Annotated in this window: 16 protein-coding genes; 3 read left to right on the forward strand and 13 right to left on the reverse strand. The window is 39.2% G+C overall.

Going from position 1 to position 20,450, the window contains the following annotated elements:
• Positions 1 to 172: 172 nt before the first annotated feature.
• From IIC38_04255 to IIC38_04305, 11 genes are all read right to left on the reverse strand, one after another.
• Positions 173 to 1,120, reverse strand: a complete 948-nt coding sequence (locus tag IIC38_04255; GenBank protein MCH8125159.1) for a hypothetical protein — start codon at positions 1,118 to 1,120, stop codon at positions 173 to 175.
• An 84-nt stretch (positions 1,121 to 1,204) separates the two neighbouring features.
• The gene (locus IIC38_04260; GenBank protein MCH8125160.1) at positions 1,205 to 2,194 is read right to left on the reverse strand and encodes a hypothetical protein; all 990 of its coding nucleotides are present in this window, start codon (positions 2,192 to 2,194) and stop codon (positions 1,205 to 1,207) included.
• A complete protein-coding gene (locus IIC38_04265; GenBank protein MCH8125161.1) occupies positions 2,175 to 3,569 on the reverse strand; it encodes a sigma-54-dependent Fis family transcriptional regulator in 1,395 nt (464 codons plus the stop codon). Before IIC38_04265 ends, IIC38_04260 begins: the two co-directional genes overlap by 20 nt.
• A gap of 1 nt (position 3,570) precedes the next feature.
• Entirely contained in the window at positions 3,571 to 4,974 is a 1,404-nt protein-coding gene (locus IIC38_04270) for a HAMP domain-containing histidine kinase (GenBank protein MCH8125162.1), read from the reverse strand.
• Positions 4,975 to 5,183: 209 nt separating this feature from the next.
• Entirely contained in the window at positions 5,184 to 5,600 is a 417-nt protein-coding gene (locus IIC38_04275) for an META domain-containing protein (GenBank protein MCH8125163.1), read from the reverse strand.
• 51 nt (positions 5,601 to 5,651) lie between these two features.
• A complete protein-coding gene (locus IIC38_04280; GenBank protein MCH8125164.1) occupies positions 5,652 to 7,457 on the reverse strand; it encodes a hypothetical protein in 1,806 nt (601 codons plus the stop codon).
• A gap of 356 nt (positions 7,458 to 7,813) precedes the next feature.
• Entirely contained in the window at positions 7,814 to 8,176 is a 363-nt protein-coding gene (locus tag IIC38_04285) for a hypothetical protein (GenBank protein ID MCH8125165.1), read from the reverse strand.
• Positions 8,176 to 9,414, reverse strand: a complete 1,239-nt coding sequence (locus IIC38_04290) for a serpin family protein (protein MCH8125166.1) — start codon at positions 9,412 to 9,414, stop codon at positions 8,176 to 8,178. Before IIC38_04290 ends, IIC38_04285 begins: the two co-directional genes overlap by 1 nt.
• A 55-nt stretch (positions 9,415 to 9,469) precedes the next feature.
• Positions 9,470 to 10,534 carry a DUF2330 domain-containing protein gene (locus IIC38_04295; GenBank protein MCH8125167.1) on the reverse strand — a complete coding sequence of 355 codons (1,065 nt, stop codon included), beginning with the start codon at positions 10,532 to 10,534 and terminating at the stop codon, positions 9,470 to 9,472.
• 39 nt (positions 10,535 to 10,573) lie between these two features.
• Entirely contained in the window at positions 10,574 to 11,176 is a 603-nt protein-coding gene (locus tag IIC38_04300; protein ID MCH8125168.1) for a hypothetical protein, read from the reverse strand.
• Between the two features lie 34 nt (positions 11,177 to 11,210).
• Complete coding sequence (locus IIC38_04305; GenBank protein MCH8125169.1) at positions 11,211 to 11,651, reverse strand: hypothetical protein; 441 nt, start codon at positions 11,649 to 11,651, stop codon at positions 11,211 to 11,213.
• 408 nt (positions 11,652 to 12,059) lie between these two features.
• Here IIC38_04305 and IIC38_04310 point away from each other — a divergent pair, with 408 nt between their 5' ends.
• Positions 12,060 to 14,108 carry a hypothetical protein gene (locus IIC38_04310; protein MCH8125170.1) on the forward strand — a complete coding sequence of 683 codons (2,049 nt, stop codon included), beginning with the start codon at positions 12,060 to 12,062 and terminating at the stop codon, positions 14,106 to 14,108.
• A gap of 265 nt (positions 14,109 to 14,373) precedes the next feature.
• On the forward strand, positions 14,374 to 16,659 hold the full coding sequence (locus IIC38_04315; GenBank protein ID MCH8125171.1) for an isocitrate lyase family protein: 2,286 nt from the start codon (positions 14,374 to 14,376) through the stop codon (positions 16,657 to 16,659).
• A gap of 110 nt (positions 16,660 to 16,769) precedes the next feature.
• Here IIC38_04315 and IIC38_04320 read toward each other — a convergent pair whose 3' ends face one another.
• Both IIC38_04320 and IIC38_04325 read right to left on the reverse strand, forming a co-directional pair.
• Entirely contained in the window at positions 16,770 to 16,964 is a 195-nt protein-coding gene (locus tag IIC38_04320) for a hypothetical protein (GenBank protein ID MCH8125172.1), read from the reverse strand.
• A gap of 97 nt (positions 16,965 to 17,061) precedes the next feature.
• On the reverse strand, positions 17,062 to 19,347 hold the full coding sequence (locus tag IIC38_04325) for a family 10 glycosylhydrolase (GenBank protein ID MCH8125173.1): 2,286 nt from the start codon (positions 19,345 to 19,347) through the stop codon (positions 17,062 to 17,064).
• A gap of 491 nt (positions 19,348 to 19,838) precedes the next feature.
• Between IIC38_04325 and IIC38_04330 the strand changes: the two genes are divergently transcribed.
• On the forward strand, positions 19,839 to 20,408 hold the full coding sequence (locus IIC38_04330) for a TlpA family protein disulfide reductase (protein ID MCH8125174.1): 570 nt from the start codon (positions 19,839 to 19,841) through the stop codon (positions 20,406 to 20,408).
• Positions 20,409 to 20,450 lie beyond the last annotated feature (42 nt).

The following is a 20,450-nucleotide window of genomic DNA, read 5'->3' on the forward strand; positions in this document are numbered from 1 at the left end:
ACAGACTTACATTTAGACTCCTGTCTCCCTTTCACTATTTCTCCTATTCTATCTTTTTGTCACGCTCTCCAATTATACTGGAATTATCAGTTTTCGGCGCTTTCACGTTTGCCGTTTGCCGTTTGCCGTTTGCCGTTTGCCGTTTGCCGTTTGCCGTTTTACGTTTCTCATACTATCTTCTCCACTCCAATCCCATGGTCATTTGTTTACTACTGAATGCAATATTTTGTAGGAATAGTTCATCTTTGGCATACTCAAGTTTGAAAAACAAATTTACCTGTGGATTAATTTTGTAATCAATTTTACCATACATATTGCTTTCAGTGTTCAGGGGAGTATACCTGGCATAGTAAACTGAGTCGCTGATTGCCGGTTTGTTCCGGATATAAGTGTCCAGCAAGATAAAAACCGACCATTGTTGATTGATGATTTTTCCGAACAGTAACCTCAGTGAATGCTCGGCTTTTATATCATTATCTAATTCTGATTGCTGTTTATAAATATGATAATTTAATCTTAAGATAAATTTTCGTTGATAGGCATAGCCAATATCCGGTCCAAGACGCCAGCCGGTATTGCTGAGCAGGTTTTTGTCAATCCCAATGAGTTCAGAGTTGTCTATCGTAAACTGTTCACCATAAATCTCAAATGTCAATTTCGCATATCGGTCCAATGACCAGTGTAGCGCCGCGCCGATTGCCACTGCATCCAGGCTATTCCGGACATTCGAAGACAAATCCCGGTAGAAATATTTTGCATACAACATTCCGGCCAATTTTGGATTTATGATTCTGGACAAATTAGCCTGCAGTTGGAGAATATCAAAGTTTATTTCACTAATGGGATTTCTATATTGATAAAATTGCCGGACAAAACTCAGTCCCCAAGTGGTTTTTTTGTTACGCCTAAGATAATCGCTTTGGGCCGAATATTTTGTGATGGAAGTCGTGTTAATCGATCCGTAAAATTTAGGCCTGATTCTCAGCTTTAGATTCCAATTATTTTTTTGATCAACAAATTTATAACTACCCTGGGCATCAAATCGGAAAGTAATATGACTATTTGTAGAAATCGATGTGCCGCTGCTGCTAAAAAATCCCGTTTCTGCTGATAACTTCATACCAATTTGAGCAAACAGCAAAAATCGAGGACTCAAGACAATGAATGCAAAGCAGACAATAAAAAGACGGATGTTCAAATCTTATTAATTTTCATTCAACTTTTTAGTGAGAATTTCTTGGTAGTCTAAAAGTCGCTGCTCAATTTGTATTAATAATTTAAGATATTCCTGGTTTGATAGGGTAGAAGCGCTTTGTCCGGGTTCGATCATAGAACTAATTGTTTGTACAACCGCCTGGTTCAATTCCAGTTGGTTTACTAAATATAAATAGGCTTGGATACGGGTTTCAATAATATTTGCCTTACTTCCTAAATCGCTTGCTCTAACGCTTGATTCATCAGGAGAATTCAAATTAACTAACGAAGAAGCTGAAGAAAAGCCAACGAATCCATCTGTGTCCACATCCTCCAGGAAATGCTGGGTTTTTTCTTCCAATAAAACAATCTCCTCCAGTTCCAATTTGGTGTTTTGTAGGTTGGCTAGCTTTTCAGTAATTTCGGACAAAGCGTTGTTCAAATAATCTTTTAACATTTCTTGCTCGAGTGGATCGTCACTTTTAATCGACTGGATAGAATTTATCTTTTGCGGATCAAAGGAAAACGATTGAACCAACGGTAAGATCATCATTCGTTTTTCTGCGATTTCTCGATGTTTTAATTCTAAGACTAACCGGTCTCCGGAAAATTCATCGGATTGTAACAGTAACTGGATAGAATCGATCTGAGCTGTATACACATTTTCCAGGTTTTTCCTGTGTTGTTCCAATTGGTTTTGTAACTTTCGAATTGAATTTTGTTGTTGTTCGATTTCGTTTGAAACTGAAAGAGCCTGGGCCATGAGCTTTTTCACTTGACCTTGATCGAGATTAGCTTTTTTTGCTTCATCGATTTCTTTGGCAAAATCTGCCAATGTTGTGTTCAATGAACCAAGTTTTGATTGCTGTTGTTTTACTGCAGCAAGGGTTTCATAATAGCTACGCTCTGATTGTTGCTGGTCCTGCGCCCAAAGCGGAGTGGTAAGCAGAAAAACCAGTACTATAAAACTTAAGTTTTGCTTATCTTTCTTTTTTCTCATTTGCATCGATGAATCCAAATTTTTCCATTTTATAATATAAAGTACTTGTGTTAATCCTAAGCAATTTTGCCGCACGGTTTTTCACACCATTCGTTTTTGTAAGCGCATCTTGAATCAAATTTTTCTCGAAATGATAAACCGCTGTTTCAAGATCATAATTATTAGATTTACTTGAAACACGATTGGATTGAATCAAATGTTGTGAAATCAGCATAGGATTAATCTCAGTTCCTTCTGAGATGACCCATAATCTTTCAATAAGATTTTCGAGTTCCCGAATATTACCCGGCCAGGAATGTTCCATCAAAATTCTCATCCCATCCTGGGAAATTTGTTTTTTTGCGCTATCTGATTTTTGTGTCATCTTGGTCAGGAAATATTCTACGAGAGCTGGAATATCTTCTTTCCTTTCTTGCAACAAAGGCAGCTTTATTGGAAATACATTTAGGCGATAGTAAAGGTCTTCACGAAATTTTCCTGTTTCGACCAATTTCTGCAAGTCTTGGTGGGTGGCGGTTATCAACCGAACATCCACCGAAATAGTCTGCTCTCCACCAACGCGTTCGAAATCCATTTCTTGAATCACTCGCAACAGCTTCACTTGCAGTGAGTTAGAAATGTCCCCGATTTCATCAAGGAAAAACGTGCCTTTGTCTGCCAATTCAAACCTGCCTCGTTTTTGTTTGCTAGCGCCGGTAAATGCTCCCTTCTCATGTCCGAACAACTCGCTTTCTAACAGATTTTCATTGAGAGCGCCACAGTTTATTTTAATAAAGGGCTTATCTCTTCGATTACTTTGCTTGCAGATCGCGCGGGCAACCAACTCCTTACCGGTACCACTCGCGCCTTCTATTAAAACGGTGCTATTCTCTTTGGCAACACGATCTATCAAGGAGAAAACATGTTTCAAAGCTGGCGAACTTCCAATCATATTGTCGTAGCCAATACTTAAATCCTGGTTGAGTAAAAGGTTTTCTTCTTGCAGTAGAGTCACTTTTCTACTTTGTTCAATTTTCTTCAGTATTTTTTTCACCCGAATTCTTAACTCTTCTGAAGAAAATGGTTTTGTTATAAAATCTGCTGCTCCAAGCTGCATGGCTTTTACAGCTTTTTCTACCGTTCCAAAAGCCGATATCATTAATATTTCCGTCGCCGGATTTTCAGCCTTCAATTTTTCCATCAATTCGAACCCATCTATGGGCTCCATCTTGAGATCGGAAATGACCAGGGGAACTTGTTGGCGGCTAAAAAACTCCAGGGCACTTCGCCCATTATCAAATTCAAAAATCTCATAATTTTTACGACGCAGGCTTTCAACCATTGCGAGCCGCATTGTATCGTTGTCTTCTACGATGATGACCTGGTTCAATTTCATATCAATTCATTTCATTTCTTATCGAAATTGTGAAAATGCATCCATTGCCTGCATTGTTAATTGCGGAGATATCCGCCTGATTTTCCTGGCAAAGCTTTTTGCAAATAGCAAGTCCGAGCCCAGTTCCATTCTTATTTGTTGTGAAGAAAGGTTCGAATATTTTTGGTAGATTTTCCTCCGGAATTCCAGGTCCATCATCATGGATCCTAATAATGTCGCTAGTCTTATTGCTAATTCTTGAGATGGATAAAGACCCTCCGGAATTTGCTGCGGTGATACTGTTAGAAATCAAGTTCATAAACACTTGGCGAATGTGTTGAGGATCAAACCAAATCTTACCCAAATCACCATTGTGGTTAATTTCAAAATTTTTAGCTTTGATTTCACTTTGCATTAACTCACTGGTCTCCGAGATGATATCTGGTAAACTTACCCATTCAGGTTTTGCCATTAAAGGCTTGCTGTAATTGAGAAATTCTGAAATGAGATGTTTTAAACCGCCAATTTCTCCTAGAATTTGTTCTGCGTATTTTTTACTATCCGGTTTAAGTGAAACATCCTCATGGATTAGTCCGGTTAATAGTTCAATACCACCGAGAGGATTGCGAATTTCATGAGCAATTTGTGCGAGTATCTCTTCTTTTTCCTTTTGTTTACGGGCTATATCTTTTCGCATTTTGTCCATTGCCCGGGAGAGGGCGGCAAGTTCTCCTTTCACGGAAGTTGGAGTATCAATATCAAAACGGCCTCTACCAAGCTCATTGCTAAATTTTACCAATCGGTCTATTGGTTTTGTAATTGATCTGGCCAGGAACCAGCCGGTTAGAATGGTAATCAGAGCTCCTGTCAAGCCAATCAACCAAAATATTTTTGCTAACTCTTCAATTTTTTCGAGCCTGGCTGCGCTTTCCTGAATGCTAAGCCAGTGATTTTCATCCAAGCGGTAAAATCCCCACAAATACCAATTATCATCGTTTCCTTTAAAAGGTAAAGAAAGGCTGCTTTGAGCGATGGGCAGGTTGGTGATTTCGAGTCTGCTAAGGTATAACCTGGGTTCTTTCCGGCCAAGGATAAACAGGGAGTCTGAATGCGCCAAGACATTGAAATCACCATCGAAAATGAAGGTCTGATTCAGTTGCATACTTTGGGATTGTTTCTTCAAGTACTCATAATAATATTTATTAGTCAGACTTTTTTTATCTCCACTTGCCAGGAACGATAAATACTTGGTATTCAGATTACTGCCAATCAAACGCGTCAATAACTGTGTCTGTTCTGATATTTGATTCATGTAAATATTTTTAACTGAATAATAGCTTACCATGGAAATGACCCCGACAAAAACCACCGTGATGATTGGAAATGTCAAAATGATTCGAGTTTTTAGAGTAGGGTTTATAAGCATCTGGTTATCTTTTGATTATCATCCTAAACTTATTAACTGATTCTGAGGAATTGCAACGATTATTTGCCAGGTTCTGCAAAAACTGAAATATCGAAATTGTGATTGCTTAAAAAACAAATAGTTACATAAGTATTTTGTTCATATATAATGGTCATTTTATATCTCTTTCATATTTTGTTTACCACTGTGATTTTTAGAACCAAGTTTGATTATTTACTCTTAAAAAACAAATAGTATATACCATAAAATATCCGTAATTTTTTATCATCAATAAAGTATGTCGTGGCATTATTTAGGGCGCGGTTTACTTCGAAATCTTTAGAATTTGGTCCACATAACACTTTAGTGCAAGCACCAGTATTAATAGAAATCACATTGTTCACCTTTACAGTATATTCACCGGAACAATTATTACAATCCATTTTTGATTTCATTGTTCCGGAATCAGAAAACAAAATGGTGAACTCACTTTTTTCTACTACTAATTTGGATACTCCAAAATAATTCAGAGATACCAGTTCCCAGGTTTTATCTGTTAACAGGAAGGCTTGATTGTTATTCCCTGTTGGATTTGAGTTACATGAAATGAAGATGAAGAAAATCACGAAGAATGAAACCCTAAACATTTGGTGTCCTGTTTTTATTTAACCTAAGATTGGTTTTTATGTTTGTGGTGTTTATTTAATAAAACTTCTAAAACTAAGCCACCACTGTGCCACCCGAAAGTGATCTTCGAAATCCGGGTTGATAAGAAAATTTACCTGTAATTCCTGAGATAGATTAGCTTGAAAACTAACCAATACATCCGTATGGTCTTCGGTAATTCTTTTACGCGGTGTTGTGTATCGCTCGCCAAAATTTGTTTCAACTTTAACTATTCCGTTGTCTTCTCGCTCCCTTTTATTAAAGATGGCAGTAGTTTGCTCTTTTATATTCCAGCTGTTTAGAATTCGATTAACGCCTAGCATTACACTCCAGTTCGGATTCAATTTAAAGTTAACCATTATGGGAATTTGGAAACTCCAGTTTCTGGATTCATAGTTCCACAGTAAGGATTTGTCTTCAAACAAACGATAGTCATTAAACAGGGTATCCGTTTGCGATGGCTGATAGAAATATTCGCTATGGGAGAACCTGGATGCCAGTACAGGTTCATTGCTATTGATTTTTAGATGATCCCTGGAAAAATAGATTGCTGCAAAAATCGAATTTTTGGGTGTGAGTTGCCATTTGTAGCTGAACAATCCCTGTTGAGTAGTCTTATTGCGGATTCCTGTCGAGGATCGAATATCGAAAAATGCTGAATTGCCCAAATAATAAGAGTTATTTGTATCCCATGACCATTGCGAAGTATAAAATGAAGTATCCCGGATGACCGAGGAATTTGATAAATCAATGTTACTCTCAGCGTATCTGAAATAAAAAGAGAATTTCTTGTCACTTGATAACTCATGAGAAAAACTTAGCCTGGCATATTTGGTATTGCCGTCCTGGTTCCAACTTTGATTGGTAGAAGAATTAAAAAATCCTTCACTACCATTAGCAGGATTGTTTGCATCACCATAGTTGTATTTTGAATCATTTGTTGACAAAAATTCTTGGGTAACATCTCCGGACAAAGAGCCTATTTTAATGCCAAAGCTGGAATTATCGTTAAGGTGAATTCTTACCCCGCCACTCAAATCCATGTGATCGTAATTCTGAGTACGTTCACGAAGGTTTCTATATTCATTTTGATAAGTATTAATATCTCCATAAGGACCCTGGGAAGCATTTAAATAGATGCCTTCTCTCGAATGGAAAACCGAATTTAAAGACACGCCAAGATCAACCGTTTGGTTTACGCGATATCCCAAATAGGATGAAAATAAATGGCCGTTGATCATCATTTCGTCTTCACCGGAAAATCGGTCGATTATTGGAACATCCGTAGACAACTCTCTGCCGAATGAATCATACCCCGCTCTGGCATTGTAAATTCCGGTGGGGACTGAATAAAACTGCTCATTTTTATGAATCAACTGGTAGGTTGCCCCTGCGAAAAAATTCTTGTTTGCATCCCCAAAAGGGTAGGTGAGTACTCCGAGTGAAAACACCGGTTCCGGTTCGGTACGGGTTTGACTAAACCACCTGGGATCGATATAAGGCGCTATAGAAATATCCAAAGCCCGGGAATCATATTCGACAGGATAAGCCGAGAAAGGTGTTTCGGAGCGATCGCCGCGAAAATCCAGGTAGATTAATGCTGTTTTATTCTGAAACTCCGGTAAATTGGCCGGATTGAGATGCAGGTCCAGAAAAGGATCTTCTATGAGCCCCGGGGCAACATTTTTGAATCGAAATAATCCAAACGTATTTAAAAAATTACTTTTAAAATAGACGTTAGATCGTTCAAAACTTTTTTCCGTTACTCTTTCGCCGTAATATTGAGCAGATAGTGTAAAGGGAAGAATAAGCATGAGTATCAATAGTTTTGATTTCATTTTGGTCTCCAATCAGTGTAATGTTTCTTGTTTATAAGGGAATCCTAGTTAATGCTGATAAGTAGCATACTGAGTAAAATGTTCTCATTTTTTGATTTATTTTTATTAACTTGATCATTCATAAACTTTGTCCTGGTTAATAATTAATGTCATTCCCGAATGTTTTCACGCTATCCAGGAAATCCAAAACTGTCACCCTCGAATGCTTTAATCGGGGGTCTGATCACTTTTTGAAAGACCTCATTTCCAAAGTGAATTCATCATCGGCTATTCCGGTACTCCCATCAAAATTAATTCTTTTGGGATAACCATACCTTGGATCATATTCGATCTCTAACGTCGCTGGATTTCTTTCTTCAAAATTTCGAATTTTGTTGAAAGGCTTCTTCGATTGTGTACAGTTTATCAGATATCTCGGTAGAATAAACTGATGAAGTCTCCAGATCTAAAGCTGCTTCGATTTCATTGTCCTTAACGGTTACGCGAATCCATCGACCTGCTGGCGAGATGCAAAAACAAATGAACCGTTGTTCGATTTGGTATGAAGAGCTTTTGTTTCCCTGCCATTTTTGATATGCAACCTCGATATTGGTGATTTCTTCTAACTCGCTATCCAGGGGAGATTGATTGCGCTTGCAGCTCATAAAAAAGAGAAAGCCGACAAAGACAATCAGGCTGATTAACCAACGTCGATTCATCAATTTGTCTGCAATTTTCATTATTCATTTCCCACCGGGTTTAGTACTTTACCCATGAAGAGAATAGTCTGTGAACGGTTTTCATGAATGAAGAAAAGAAACGGCCGGTCAATCCTCATCGTAAATCCTCCACCCCCAATTGAAGTAACCCCGATTATAACAGATGTAACTGCTGCCGCTTCGGTGCCTTCTTCGTTGACTTCCACAAAGGTTTTGTGTAGTACATCACTGATGAATAAATCTTTATCGCTGTTGATTTTGGAAAAATCCGCGTTTAAAGGTTCGAATGCTACGCTCATGCCCATCATTTTTAAAATTTCTTTTAATGAAAATTTTAACTCCATGGAAAATGTTGGCAGTTGGATCGTACCATTTTCGGGGATAAGTGAATTTTGCCAATCCTGCCAATTGGATTCATTGATTTGATTCATTACAGCATTTAAATCATTTTCCTGAGTTGGTAAAATCAGCATCATGCTGAAATCACCATCACCGTACGGCAGGTTAATGGCCTGAAATTCCTGGTTTTCAAAATAATCGAATTCCCCTTCCTGTTTCATCATTTGGACTGCAACAGTAGAACCGTCAGTTTTTGTGAAAATGTCATCAGTCGTTAAATCTTTATCGAATTCATAAGTCCAGTTCCCTTTGAAATAGATCGCATTGATGAGGAACATGACATCCTCATCCTTTATTTGCTCGACGATTTTTTCTATCTTTCCTGATGTTTTATCTTTTACCCACTGGTTGATGGTGTCCGGTGCCAGCGGATCGTTAAAATTCAACTTTTGTACCAAGGCATCAAAAAATGATTGGTTCACATCGATAAAATCATTTTCAACAGCAAACTCTTGTCTATACCAAATGGAATTGGCGAGCGTAAATTTTACTTTCGCATCCAAATGTGATAATAGATCGATCAGGGATTTATAGGTCTCATTGATTTGAACTTGCGATAATCCGTTTAATTGCAGGGTTTCTTTCATGGCATCAAACGTGGCGCCATTTGCACCATTGAGTGTCATTCCCAAAGCCATAGAGACACTCAGCGGAGAAATGAAGATGTTTTGCTTTGGATCGGATTTATTGATTTCCTTAAAAAGATTGAAGCCAAATTTATTACCGGACTGAGCAAGCTGCTTCTCCAGTTGTGTTGCATCTCGCTTAATTTGAAAATCAACCGGATCAAAGATTTTATCTGCACATTTGATCAGGAGTATTGCTAAAATGGTTACTATTAGAGTCGATCGTTGTATCATTTTTTACCCTCCAGGTAATTCATCTTATTAATTCCTCTGCTCTTAATTCTTTGGTCTAATGCACCAATTTTTTACTACGCCTCATTCTAAAAAGTCCATATGCCAACAACATTAACCCAATAAGATTAAGACCACTGGCGCGATAACGGATCTCTCGAAATTCTCTTCTGTCATTAGAAATAGTGATGTCCATATCTTGCTGCATTTCGGACTTTGTAAATGTTTTCCGCAATTTTGTAACAAAGACACCGGGTGGAATAAACTCCGAGAAAGCTGGGTAAATTTCAGCGATTGCCTCTGCCTCATCTGCATCGATCAGGTTGGCATATTCAACTTTAGCTCCAGGAAAGCGCATAGGATGTGGACCAATCGTGTAAACTAGAACCTCCATACGTTCCTTAGTACTGATTGAGGATATTTTCAACGGGTAAGTCAATTTATCGTTGTTGAAAGCAAAAGTGATCTTTGCAGGCGAAGTTGTTGCGTTCCACCACTGATTGACGTGCTGCGGTACTTGTGAAGTATCGAGCTTCATGGCAACAAAAAACCAGTTCTTTGTTATGTATTCCTCCAAAAGCTGTGAATGGGATGGATTAAATCTGTAATTGTTTTCATCAAGCCACTGAACCAGGTCATCAGCATTTGTTGCTTGTAAAACCACTGCCTGGAAAGTGCCAACGATTTGCTCATAGATTACAGTGACTCCAGATTTACTTGCTTCTGCGATTGCGCCATCGGCCAAGGATGCGAAAGATTGATCAGGGGAATTAAATATTTGGTTACTTTCATTACAGGCGCAGCTTTGACTGCTTTGTCTTACCAGGGGTTGGGTCATAAAACTGGCTTCAGAAAAAATCATAGAACTGACTGTTGCAAGTTTTGGTTCAGCCGGCACCGGCACAAAAATGCCAAAATCCCGGGCGTTTCCCTCGAAATGAACTTGCGGAATTAGCGAGACTTCATTGTCGCCAATGATTATAATATTCCTTTGCTCAACGCCAAAAATATCTCGACCATTTTGTGGAAAAATGACGCAGTAGCTATCGCCATCGTCGTAGGAAACAGCCATTAATAGGAATAGGCCCATAGATAAAAATAATGAGTTAAACAATGTCTTCATGATTTTTCTCCTGAATAAAATGATCATAAATTTATTGATTTATTTTACGAATAGATAAGCTAAGCCAAACAAAAGGTTGGCGCCGGAGAGGTTCAAACGATAACGGTTTTTACTTTCCTTAAAGGTGATCTCTTGGAATTGGTAGCTGGCTTCGGCGACAAAGGCTATTTTATTGGAAAGTCGAATATTGGGTGAAATGGATAGGTGCATCCCAATGGCTCCCCCGTGACTGGCTTTTATTCCAGTAATTTTTTCACGACCAAACAAATAGTCGATGCCGGCGCCAAAGTACAATTTTGGATTACCGGCAGATTTGGGACTGGTTTCCAGTGTAAAGGAAAAGCCGCCAAGCGTCAGTTTGCCTGCGTCTCCAGCATCGAAATCCCTGGACCTGTAAAATGGATCGCCTTTCAAGCCAAAATAATTTCCTGAAAATTTTAACCTGCCATGCTCGCCAATGGGAGATGTAAAGACAATTTTTCCGATAATACCATCGCCATAAATATTCTGCATCTCATCTTCGATAGGCGAATAAACTCCTGTCAGAAAATGAAGCTGCCATCGGTCCTCTGTTTGGCCTAATAAAGAAGCTGGTCCGAATATAACAAAAAATAGGATTAGTTGAGTAAATTTGGTTTGCATTGAAATCCTCTCGATAAATTGTTGTTAACGAACCTCATTTTTTGGTAGCGACAAACGTTCCTTGATTTGTGGGTCCAATAAAAGTAATCCACGACCATTGCCCGGATATAGACTTGTTTTCGATTCTTCCGTGTAATATGACATTATGATCCGCATAGCCCGGATGTAAATTAATAGAGATAGTATCACCTTGAACCCAACCTTCTAATTGACCCTCACCTACCTGGGCGCCCATCTCCAATGAATCGTTCTCACTGAAAAACTCCCATTTACCCAGAAGATCAGGTGAATCCTTGAAATTAATTGTAAAAAGACCGGAAACCCCCAGTTTGCCGTCGTTATCCAAAGCTTCATAGTGATATTTTGCTTCGTATGATGGAGATATATTTAAATCACGGCACGAAAATTGAGTAAGTCCGAAAGCCAGTAATATGAGGTAAAGCTTATTGTTATGAAATACTTTTGCTAATGACATTTTTTCTCCGTTTTAATTTAAAGATGTTACTTCTTTGGACAACAATGATGCCAGAAAAGATCGAGTAGAAAAAGTGTTTAAAGTGAAAAAATAAAATATGCGTATAAAAGTCTGTATTTTAATTAGTTACATTGATATGATAATTTATTTTCAATGAAATATAATGAATGAAATTGTTGTGAGAAGATTTATTATTTTTATCAGGATTTTGAAAGTATTATCAGATTTCTGATAGTGATGCTGGATGGAATTGTAATAGCGATGAAATTTGACATTCCATGAATCATAAAGACGGGGACAATTCTGATGTCGATTTCCTCACAAGGTGAATGAAACAAATCTATGAAATTTCAATAAGGATTCTTATATTGATATTCGAAGGATATTTTGAATTAGGAAGGATGTTTTATGAACCGCGGTAAGATAATGATTTTTTCAATGATTCTGATCGGCGTTTTCTCAAATTCTTTACACGCATCCGATCATTCGGCATTCAACAACACCTGGGAGCTCATCAAACCCATGAGTCTCAATATCGATCTTGAACTGAAGATCTCTGTGGGAGCCCAAAGTATAACAATTATTCACAACTGGCAAGGGCTAATTGATTCAATCCATGTCACTACGGATGGCAAACCCAATCGTGTACCTGTTCTAATCACGTCGACTCCAACAACACTTTATTCGGCAATGCATATGGTACCGGGTAGCGATCGCATTATCACTGCTACCTGGGAGGATGGCGGCAATATGTTAGTAATGAAGCAGAAATATCCTGTTGAGATTTCACAGGGAACTGCAATATTGAACGAAACTCATACTTTTAAAATATCGAAAAATAATACATTCCTCACATATACAATAAATCGTGATTCCCGTCCCGACCAACCAACTGCAAAATATGTCTTTAAAATTAAGGGAAGCCTCAGGGCTTATGGTATGGAATTGGAGGACAATTGGGAAGTCAAGGGCGATCTGCAACGACAAGCATTGCTGATTAGCTTACAGGGATTGGTCAATCGAAACGCTGCAAATCTCTATTTTGTCTATCCTGAAACCTGGCAGTTTAACTACAGCAGGCAGCTTTATGAATGGTATGAAGAAGATCGTGGTTATACTTTTGACATGCTTAACTCGCCGAATGAGGCCCTGACCGTTTTCCGAGATTACATTAAAGGTTATGTGGTCTGGGACAAGAATGTGCGCACTTCGCTGATTGTAGCCTATACTGTGGCTGGTCTCGAAGACGCGGTGGTGGTGAGCGAAGACCAGATCGAAATGCTCGATTCATTGGGATTTACCAGGATTGAAGATTTTCGTGGTAAATTTACTGGCAAAAATGACGCCGAAATCTATAAATGGGCGAAAGACAAATATTGGGAACGATGCAGCCGTAAATTTATAATCTGGCTTGGCGGCAGTTCCGGTAAGATACTTCATCCGGGGGTTGCAGATTGGGGTGTGGCCAACCGGGTCTTTTTTCAGGATCTATCCACAAATCCTGTTGACACTACCGAGTACAACTTGGCTAAAGAGTTGCTTGGTGACATGAATGCAAATGCCCTGGTGATGGGTTGGCATTCCTACGCTAAAGACCTTGAGAGGCAACACATCACCCTCTGCTCCAGTTTCGGTTTGCCGGTACTGGGGCTGCACAGTAATCCGAATATCAGTTTCGAGAATAAAATTGGATTTTCCGAAGGATTTGAATTCAAAAACAACCACAATATTGACTCTACTAAAATCTACAAACCGGAAAAGAAAGTCTATGTTGCCTGTATCCAGACCGATGGCATAGGGATTGGGGCCTGGCTGAAGCCAGGTCGCGGTGAGATTCCATATGCTTGGGAAACATTGATGAACTATAATTGGCTGGCTCCAAGCCTGCTTGAGTTTTTCTACAGTACTGCCACCCCTAATGATTATTTTATTGGTGCCATTTCCGGTCCGGGGTATATGTACCCCAAATCGGTTCCAAAGGCAAAACTACCCGGTTTAATCCGGCGGGCGGATTCACTTATGCAGCGTCTGGATTTACGGGTATTTGATATCATGGATTATTCTGTTAACGGGCGTGTGTCGGAGTTTGCCGACCTAACTCTTTCGGTTATCGAGGCATATTTTGAAAACATGCCCACCGCCATAGGTTTCGTCAATGGTTATATACCGGCCAACACTTATTATAATAAGGATAGCCGACCGATGATTTCATTCGAATATTATTTATCACCCGAGGTATCTAAACAAGAAGCGGTTGCAGATATAATTGAACTAGCAAATCTGAACAAAATACGTCCATACTTCTTGCTCATGCACATCCGGGAAAGCAGCAATATATCCCATGTAAAATCGATTCTCGAGCAACTTCCAGACGATTTTGAAGTGATTCCCCTGGATATATTCATTAAAATGGCCGGCGAGAACCCGACTTTTATTAAGAGGTATATTGATAGATAATCGTAAGAAGTAGAGTATGGGGAGATGAAGCAAACTCTAGGGTTGTAAAGTTTCGGGGGTTATTTATAGAATTTATTTATTGCGAATAGATGAAGTATTAATTGCATCCCATCAACTTTTTGCTGAGCTGGAAGTTGACTGTACGAAATGTAAATAACAAAAAATATTATGCTTTTATACCATTCGCCCGAATAATTATTAACAAATAAACTTATCCAGCAATCCTAAAAGTTAAGATGAAATAAGCAGCCAAAAGGAGAACCCAATGGAAAGATTTGAGCAAGACGTATTGGAAACCAAGGAGTGGTTTTCATCTTCCCGTTTTAGAGAGATTACCCGTCTCTATTCCTCACGACAGGTGGTTGAACAGCAGGGCACAATACGGAGAGAGTACTCCATCGCTAAAAATGCTGCAAAAGAATTTTATGAATTATTGAGAGAGCTATTTGCTAAACGGGAATCGATAACGACTTTTGGTCCTTATTCTCCGGGGCAGGCTGTAATGATGAAACGGACCGGGATCACAGGAATCTATTTAGGTGGCTGGGCGACTTCGGCAAAAGGATCCATCACTGAAGACCAGGGCGCCGATTTAGCCAGTTACCCGTTGAGCCAGGTACCGGATGATGCTGCAACAATCGTCCGGGCACTACTTTCTGCTGACAAGAATCAGCAATTTGCCAGGGCCAGGATGACTGAAGAAGAACGCAAAAAAACACCTGAAATCGATTACCGCCCTTTCATCATTGCCGATGCGGATACCGGGCACGGTGGCGACGCCCATGTTAGAAACCTGATTCGCAGGTTCGTTGAGGTGGGTGTTACGGGATACCATATTGAGGATCAACGGCCGGGTGCAAAAAAATGTGGCCACCAGGGCGGCAAAGTTCTGGTGCCGGTGGATGAACAAATCAAACGGCTGAATGCCGCCAGGTTTCAGCTGGATATCATGAAGGTGCCGGGAATTATCGTAGCGCGAACTGATGCCGAATCAGCTACTTTGTTGGAAACCAACGCAGATGAACGCGATTTTCCTTTTATATTTGGCGCTACAAATACTAACATTCCAAGTTATAAAAATTGTTATCTTGCTATTTTAAAGAGATGTTATGAAAAAGGCCTCGAAGACGTGAATGGCCATCTGCTCTATAAAATATCCGTCACTGATTACGATGCTGCATCCAAGTGGTTCAAAAAAGCAGGTATATTATCGGATATCGATGAGAAAATTGTTGCCCAGGTTAACGGAAGTGAGAAGAATCTTGAAAAGACCTTAAATGAAATTACCACAAAGTTTTTTGAAGCTTGGGAAGCAGATGCCGGAATTAAGACTTTTGGTGAAGCTGTGGCCGATTCAATGGAATTTCATATTGAAGAAGGCTCTGAATTTAAAATGACAGTTGAAGAATGGCTGGATTTTGCAAATCATGCATCATTTACTGAGGCAAAGAGAAAAGCCAAATCGATTGGTGTGAATGTATCCTGGGATTGCGAATTGTCACGAACACCCGAGGGTTATTATCAAATTCGGAGTGGAATTAATTATTCAATTGCAAAGTCACTTGCCGTTGCTCCTTTCGCAGACATCCTTTGGATGGAAACCAAAACAGCGGATCTCGCAGACGCCAAAACATTCGCGAATGCCATCCATGCAAGATACCCGGATAAAATGCTGGCGTACAACTTGTCTCCTTCATTTAACTGGGATACCACCGGCATGACCGACGGGGAAATGATGGAATTTCCCAAACAGTTGGGAAAAATGGGGTTTGTCTTTAATTTTATTACCTATGGCGGTCATCAAATCGATGGATTGGCGTCAGAAGAATTTGCCACAGCCTTACTGCAAAATGGTATGCTGGCGCTTGCAAATATCCAACGGAAATTGCGATTGCTGGAATCTCCTTATAGAACGCCGCAAACGCTTGTCGGTGGCGCTCGTTTGGATGGCGCATTAACGGCTTCATCCGGCCGTACGGCCACAACCAAAGCTATGAGCAAAGGTTCAACACAGTTTCAGCACCTGGTCCAAACCGAGGTGCCACCCAAGCTGTTGGAGAGCTGGCTGGAAATCTGGGCCAAACAATATGATATTGTGAGCACCCTGCATGTGAAACTACGACCGGCACTGGCAGGATCTGAACTCTTGGAAATCAGTGTGTTTGATGATTATGACAACAAGATTGCAAATGTAGTCTTTGCTGCCATCCTGGACCGTAGGGGCAAACATATCTTGTCCATTAGAGATCAGAACACACTCAACGCCGATTTTCGCAAGAAACGATTCATGACTCTGATCCAGCTATTCCTAATTCACCGCTATAAGAGTAATTGTGTTCATTATGTTACTCCTACCGACGATAACAAAAAACAAACCCGGGGCATGAAAAAATTGGGTATCTTTGACGAGGTAAATACTGAAATCGGTGATATCATTGTCGCTTCGGTAAACAGCAAACGAGTGAAGGAGTTGCTGAATCCAGATGAAGTGCAGTTGAAAAATCTCATCTACAAAAAAGTAACAAACGGAAAGTTAGTGGGTGTAGAATAGTTGGATCTGTTATATAATTGATCTTTGACTGGCTCAATCGCTTTTAGTGATTGAGCCAGTTTTGTATTATCATTTCAAAATGTGAGCTATTTTATCTTTATCTTTTAATATTAGATAATTAAGTCTAAGAATGAATTATCAGTTATTTTTACTCGCTTCCTAGAAAACGGTGGTACAAGACTATTTTCCCAACTTAGAAAACCATTATTGCGTAATTCTTCCGACAGTTTCTTTCCTTTTTCCAATTGCTCAAAATCAACCTGTGGTTTTTTTATGATTTCATCAATTGAAATTTGCTGTGACATAATCTCTCCTTTTGATTTTTTACATAAACGGCTCTCGAACAACTCATCTACATAAATTTTAAGCTGAAAAGGTTTAAAATTATCTAATCCCAATTTCTTAAAGCGTTGTCTTGATTTTAAGAAATTTTCTCATCCTAATAGGTGTGGTCCCACCCGTCTCAATAACATATAAAAATGAAGAATCACTCGAAGGGAGCACCAGTCTCGGTGCCGTAAGTCCTGGTTTACCCTTGGATAGAATATCGAATATATTCAAGTTTTGGTCTAAAATTCTTACAATTCCGCTCGGCGTTTCAGCTAGGTAAATAAATCCATTTGCTCCAATTGTAACTGAACCAAGGCTGATGTTAAAAACATCCAGATCCTGAACCTGTTTATATGAAGCGGTGTTCTCGGAAGCAAAACCAATCCAATGATGAACAGCTCCTTCAGTACGGCATGCCACAAAAACATGCCTACCATCGGCGCTCACAGCGATATTGTTTACCGTGTGGATTTGCGGAAATGGTTCTTTTCCGATTTTTATTCCAATAGGATTGAGAATAACCCAGCCATCAATATTAAGGATGTACAGGATACCATCACTGGAAGAGGCTAAATCGACTCCCGAAATCGGCATTTGAAACTTCATCGAAAGAGAAGATTGTACCTGGTTATTTGTCAATAAAATTGGAATGCTGTTTTTCAGTATAGTTACGGCAATCGTATTATTCGGTAAAAGAGTTATTCCGGAAACAATAGTAAAGTTTTGTGAATCTCCATCCGCATCGGTAAAACTATTCACTGGTGAAAAAGAGGCTTCGGTTCCGTCCGCTTCAATGATCCGAATTCCTTTACCGGGCTCGAGCAGCCATGCCCTGTTATTCAGATCCACAACACCTCGCGTCACAAGTGTGAGCAATGGACCGAATTTACCTTCGGACTTATATTCGGATTTGTTCACATCGATAATTATAGTGCGTCGATCGCTGGCAATCATTCGTTTGATGTTTTTATTTGGATTTCCGACAAACGCTCGCAGCAGTATCGTTTCACCGGTTTTCTGCGGCGGAATCTTGGATTTACTGTACCAATATTGAGGCTTTGATTTCATTCTGACCATGTTTAACCGTGGCGGTGAATTTTTGCTGGATTCGGCTTTCCAAATCAGAAATGCTTGATTGGGTGAATTGTTCTTGAGCCCCTCAATCTTGCAAACAATTCTTATTGAATCGTCATCACTAGGATGTTCGGGGAACCATCGAATTTCAGAGATGACTATTCCGGTTGCTGGTTTTTCTACCTGGTCGGGAGTTGAAGAGCTTCTAATATTCGGTTGAAGAACTGAGATTTTTTCAATAGCCTGGTGATTTGGAAACAAGCTTCTGTATGCAAAGACCGAAAAACCAGCAAATCCTTTATCTCGAACAAGTTGAATTTCATTTTGCAAAAGTTCCATATCCGGATAGACCATAATCCCGGGGAAAATTCGCTCTCTTCTTTGATGGATTGCATGTCTCAGCAGCCAGCGTTGTAACATCCGGATATCATTTGTATATGTCATCGGAAAAATAAAATCGATAATGCCTTCCGTAAGCCACTGGTGTGAATCCTGGAAAAACACTTTGGTGCCAAGGTCATAGTCACCGATTACAGCAGAGCTGATTTGGAAATTTGGCTTTTTATGCTTGATCTTATGATATACATTTCTGAGCCAGTTAGTAATTCCATCGCGGCGATATTGATTCCATAATTTGGTTGATTCGGAGGGCTGCCTTTTGTTTACATCATAAAATGTTTTGAGTGTCTTGTCATCAAATGAGTATCCGGGACCGGGATAGCGAAAATAATCGAAATGAACGCCATCAAGCCCGGGAATCTCTGCTAACTCTAAAACAATTTTTGTGAGGTGGCTTTGTACCTCGGGATTGGCCGGGTTATTCCAAACATAATGTGAACTCAGCTGCATGGATTTTCCGTCAGCATCAACCATCAGCCAATCGGGATGAGTGTTGTAAAAATGGTCCGGATTACTAGGTGGGTCGATTCCCCGCCAGGCTGGGTAAACATTAATCCATGCATGCAATTGTATATTTTGGTTTTTAGCGTATTTGATTGCTTCCTGAAGTGGATTCCAGCCGGGATCACTGCTGCCCAATATTTCTGCCCAGGGCTCGTGCTTGGACGGATAATACACAGTGCCATTTCCGCGAACCTGGAAAAGAATCATGTTGAAATGATGAGTGGAAGCATTATCAATGATTTTCCTGATGTCATCAGGACTGGTATAATCCCAGCGAGTTACCCAGATTGCTTTAACTTCCTGGGGTAGTTCCGCAGAAATTGGAAGCGTTAAGATTAGACTAAAAATAATAAAAGAGATAAATTTTAAAATTCGGTTCATAAGCCTCTAATTCGTGTTATCCAAATTGATGACAATCATGCAGGATATACATTGCGGAAATAACTTTATTAATCTCCGAAACATTTGATTAAACTAATTAACCTGTATTATTCATAAACCTTAATCGCTTTTATTCAAGCAAAAAGTTTTTTCACCATATTTTATGCTTAACATTCAGCTTATCAAATATATGGAAATAGATCCCGCCCAGGACGGGATGACAAAATTGGAAGTTTTAAGCTCAAAAGACATGATCCATGAATTATTCAGGTTAATTATTATTCAAAACTAAAATAAAATATCAGATTCATAATACTTATCAAAGTGGAATGTTTGGCCGAAGTAAATTATATGAAAAAAGTGAAGGACTGAACAGTGAATTATAAACTGGAATTACAATTTAAACTGAAATAAATTTTTAACTTCTTTTGTATCTTTAACCTGGTTGTTGCATCTAATTTTTAGATGTTTAAAAAATAAAGAGGACAGTAATGAAGAAAGTCGAAAATGTCAAATATTCTACCGCTCTCGTTTTTGCTATACTTGTGAGTGTTGGCTGCAGTAAGCAAGAACCGCAAACAGAGATTAGCGTAAATGTATCGACCAAAACATCCGAGTCAAACACAAAAGTTACTATTTCTGATGAAAGCTTTCCGGAAGCGCCTGATTTTGTTTTATCAGATCTGTCGGGTAAGCCGGTACAGCTAAGCGAGTTTAAGGGGAAAATGGTCATTCTGAATTTTTGGGCAACCTGGTGTGGTCCCTGCAGAGAAGAAATTCCAGATTTTGTCGATCTGTATAAAAAACATATGGATAAAGGGTTAGTAATCATTGGAATTTCATTAGACCAGGCCGGGGGAGATATGGTTAAAGCCTTCGTTTCGCGATATAAAATGAATTACCCGGTATTGCTTACCGATAATCAAGTTGATAATATTTATGGTGGTGTTTATGTGATCCCAACAACATTTATCATCAGCAGAAATGGTCGAGTTGTTAATAAAATTATCGGAAACCCGGGTATTGAAGCTTTTAAACGAGAAATTGATCAATGGTTATAAAATTTATTATAAATCAAGTAAATAACAAAATTCTACTTATGG

The sequence above is a fragment of the candidate division KSB1 bacterium genome (genome assembly GCA_022566355.1).
Classification (GTDB): Bacteria; Zhuqueibacterota; JdFR-76; order JdFR-76; family DREG01; genus JADFJB01.